This window comes from Arthrobacter sp. P1_B4 (assembly GCF_056406555.1).
On the sequence record NZ_JBFTZW010000157.1, the window covers coordinates 1 to 3,542 of the forward strand.

General features: G+C 67.1%; 4 protein-coding genes. All 4 read right to left on the reverse strand.

Going from position 1 to position 3,542, the window contains the following annotated elements; genetic code table 11:
• Positions 1–80: 80 nt before the first annotated feature.
• Entirely contained in the window at positions 81–956 is an 876-nt protein-coding gene (locus AC1D1W_RS20150) for a branched-chain amino acid ABC transporter permease (protein ID WP_476944634.1), read from the reverse strand.
• A complete protein-coding gene (locus tag AC1D1W_RS20155) occupies positions 953–1,762 on the reverse strand; it encodes an ABC transporter ATP-binding protein (RefSeq protein WP_476944635.1) in 810 nt (269 codons plus the stop codon). The genes AC1D1W_RS20150 and AC1D1W_RS20155 overlap by 4 nt, the downstream gene beginning before the upstream one ends.
• Entirely contained in the window at positions 1,759–2,523 is a 765-nt protein-coding gene (locus AC1D1W_RS20160; RefSeq protein WP_476944636.1) for an ABC transporter ATP-binding protein, read from the reverse strand. The genes AC1D1W_RS20155 and AC1D1W_RS20160 overlap by 4 nt, the downstream gene beginning before the upstream one ends.
• A 61-nt stretch (positions 2,524–2,584) precedes the next feature.
• The coding region (locus tag AC1D1W_RS20165; protein WP_476944637.1) for an ABC transporter substrate-binding protein at positions 2,585–3,542 on the reverse strand (958 nt) is incomplete at its 5' end.

Here is a 3,542-nt window from a genome sequence, read left to right on the forward strand (position 1 = left end):
GGCGGGCGCCCCTCGCCGTGGCCCGGCGTCGGGCCGGTCCGCGGCGGGGCCACTGGTTTCCGGGGTGTCGGTATGGGTGGTCATGAAGTTCTCCCGAGCAGGCCGGAGGGACGGAACAGCAGTACGAGCGCCAAGGCCAGCACCACAACGAAGTCGCCCGTGCCGCCAAGATAGAAATTGGCGAACTGCTGCAGGACGGCGACGGCGACGGCGGCGATCGCGGCGCCGGTCAGGGAGCCGAGGCCTCCGATTACGGTGACGATGAAGGCGAAGATGAGCAGCGAACCGCCGAGCATCGGTGAGACATAGCCGAAGTAGTGCGAAGCGAGGACACCGCCGAGGCCGGCGGCCGCGCCGCCAATCGTGAAGACCAGGGTGAAGGCCTTCCTCACGTCGATGCCGAGGGCCGTGACCATGGAGCGGTTTTCGACACCCGCGCGGATGATCATGCCGTAGCGGGTGTTTTTCAGGAAGAACACCAGAGCCAGCAGGACCAGGCCGGCGGCAATGATGCAGACAAAGCGGTCATTGGGCACGCGGGCGCCGAAGATTTCTGTGGTCTCCTTGAACCAGGCCGGCCCTTGGATGAACACGGGGTCGGTCCCCCAGATGCCGTCGAAGAGGGCCACAGCTGCCAGCGAGAGCCCCACCGTGATGAGGACCTGTTCGATATGCCGCTGGTACAGCCGCCGGATGAGGACGAACTCCGTGAAGGCAGCAAACGCGGCTCCCGCGGCGGCACCGACCAGGAGGGACAGCAGGAAAGCTCCCCAGTTGTCGGCGCCCGCCCGCAGGGCGATCTCCCATCCGGCGAACGCGCCGAAGGTCAGGAAGGCGCCGTGCGCGAAGTTGAGGACGCCCATCAGACCGTAGATCAGGGAGAGCCCGGCGGCCACGAGGAAGTAGAGGGCACCGAGGCCGAGGCCGGTGAACAGCAGCAGGACCAGGGTGCTCACAAGGCAGCACCTTTCGCCGCGGGCCGCTCGCTGTCGTCGCCGGTGGCGCCGTGCGTCGGGACGCCGTCGCTGGCGGTGCCGTCGGTCGAGACGCCCAGATGCCGCTGGGTGAGCTCGGCGTCGTCGAGGAACTCCTGCGCACTGCCGGCGTGGACCACCCGTCCGCCGGAGAGGACCACTGCCCCTGCGGCAAGCCGGCGGACCACATGCAGGTTTTGTTCGACGAGCAGGATGGGGACGGTCTTGGCCGCTTCCGCCAGGGTCTCGGCGACTTCGGCCACGATTTTGGGCGCCAGGCCCTTTGTGGGTTCGTCGACGAGGAGAATCTTGTTGGTGTTCAGGAGGGCGCGGGCCAGCGAGACCATTTGCTGCTGGCCGCCGGACAGCGATCCGGCCATTTGCTTGGACCGTGCCAGCAGGTCCGGAAAGAGTTCCTCCACGAACTGCCGGCGCGGCGAGTCGTCGCGCTCCGCGAGCCGCAGGTTTTCGGCCACCGTGAGCTTGGAAAACACCTCGCGGTCCTCGGGCACGTAGCCTACGCCGCTGCGGACAATCCGGAAGGTTGGATGCGCGTCGATCCGTACGCCGTCGAGTTCCACTTCCCCGGTGCGGTCAATCAGGCCAATAATCGCCTTGATGGTGCTGGTTTTCCCGACCCCGTTGCGGCCGAGCAGGGCGGTGATCCCGGTGGCCGGCACGGAGAAGGAAACGTCTTCGACCACCTGCTGGCCGGCGATGTGGGCGTGGAGACCGCGGACAGTCAGGATCGGTCCCGGGCCGCGGAAGTTGTGCCTTGCGGGGCTCATACAGGTTCTCCAAGGTATGCGCTCTGGACCGTAGGATCTGCCATGACGGCATCCGGGCTGTCCAGGGCCAGCAGGCTGCCGTGGTGCATCACGGCCACCCGGTCCACCAGGCCCAGGACCACGTCCATGTGGTGCTCCACCATCATGACGGTGCAGCCGCGGTCCCGGTGCATTCCCCGGATGATCGCGGTGAGGGACGGGACGTCCCCCGACGCCACCCCGGCCATCGGTTCGTCGAGAAGCACGACGGCGGGGTCCGTCGCCAGCAGCACCGCGATCTCCACCTTGCGCTTCTCTCCATGAGAGAGGTCCCCCGCCGCGGTCGTCAGCTGGCCGGTGAGCCCGACCTCGGCGATGGTGCCGCGGGCTATCCGGGTCGCCTCGTCCGACGCCGAGGGGAAACGCAGGACGCTGAAACTGCCGCCCAGCTTCGCCTGGGCTGCAAGCCGGACGTTTTCCAGCACGCTGAGCCTCGGAAACAGATTGGAGGTCTGGAAGGTCCTGCCCAGCCCTGCCCGGGACCGGCGGTGGATTGACGCGGCCGTGATCTCGCTGCCGTTCAGCGTGATGCTGCCCGTAGTGGGCCGCAGCACGCCGGAAATCAGGTTGAACAAGGTGGTCTTGCCGGCTCCGTTGGGGCCGATGACTCCGATCATTTCGCCGGCGCCGACCGTGAAGCCCACATCCTGGAGGATGTGGACACCGCCGATCTGCAAGCCAACGCCGTCCACCGCGAGGGCGGGCAGGGCTGGGGTATTCATACGGGTCCTTCTTTTTCTCGCTGGGGTTGGGAAGTGTGGCCGACGCCGAAGCGCCCGGCGGCTACTTCTTCTCCGGCGGCGCGACTGTCTCGGCAGGGACGACCTTGACGAGCTCGGGTGCCCACGTGCCGCCCTTTTGGACCAGCTTGGCCTGGTACATGTCCTGCATCAGGGCGTGGTCCGACGCGCGGACGGTTTCTTTGCCCTTGGGGCCGTCGAAGCTGAAACCTTCGAGGGCCTTGACCATGGCGTCGGCATCGGCGCCGCCGCCCTTGACGGCCTGGACAATCATCTGGCCGGCCACGAAACCGTCCGGGGTAAACAGATCGGCCTTCTGGCCGGCCTTCTCCACCGCGGCGATCATCTTCTTCTCCACGTCGGTGCCCGCGGCGCCCGGGAAGTAGTGGTTGAGGAAGCTGATCTTGGAGCTTGCCGCGCCGTAGGCGCCGAAGGTGGCGGCATCACCGAGACCGGTCACGACGGGGGCGGTGTCGAAGACGCCCTGCTGGCTCAGGGCCTGCCACATGGTGCCGGACGTTGCCCCGGCCCACGCCACGAACACCATGTCAGGCTTGGCGTCGATGAGCTGCCGGGCGAAGGGCGTCAGTTCCTGGCCCTCCGCTACGAGGATCGGTTCCACCGTGGCGCCCTTGGCGCCGAGGACGGCCTTCACCGCGGCGACGTTGCCCTGGCCAAAGGCGTTGTCCTGCGCGAACACCACGACCTTCTTCCCCTTGGTGTCGATAAAGGTGCCCGCGGTGGCCACATCCTGGAGGCTCTGCCGGCCGGAGCGGAAGGTGTACTTGTTGATGCCCTGGATCGCGTCGGTCGCGGCGGGGCCAGAGATGTAGAGCACCTTGTTCTGCTGGGCCTGCTCAGCGAGCTTCAGGGCGATGCCGGACGATGCCGTGCCGCCGATGATCTTGTAGCCCTTGCCGATCAAGTCCTTGGCGGCGGTGACCGCTTTGTCCGGGTCGCCGCCGTCGTCGGAGTACGTCAGGTTGATCTTGGCACCGTTG

Bases quoted from the DNA above. Each gene is read 5' to 3' on its own strand.
- AC1D1W_RS20160 (WP_476944636.1), bottom strand. From the start codon at position 2,523: ATGAATACCCCAGCCCTGCCCGCCCTCGCGGTGGACGGCGTTGGCTTG.
- AC1D1W_RS20155 (WP_476944635.1), bottom strand. From the start codon at position 1,762: ATGAGCCCCGCAAGGCACAACTTCCGCGGCCCGGGACCGATCCTGACT.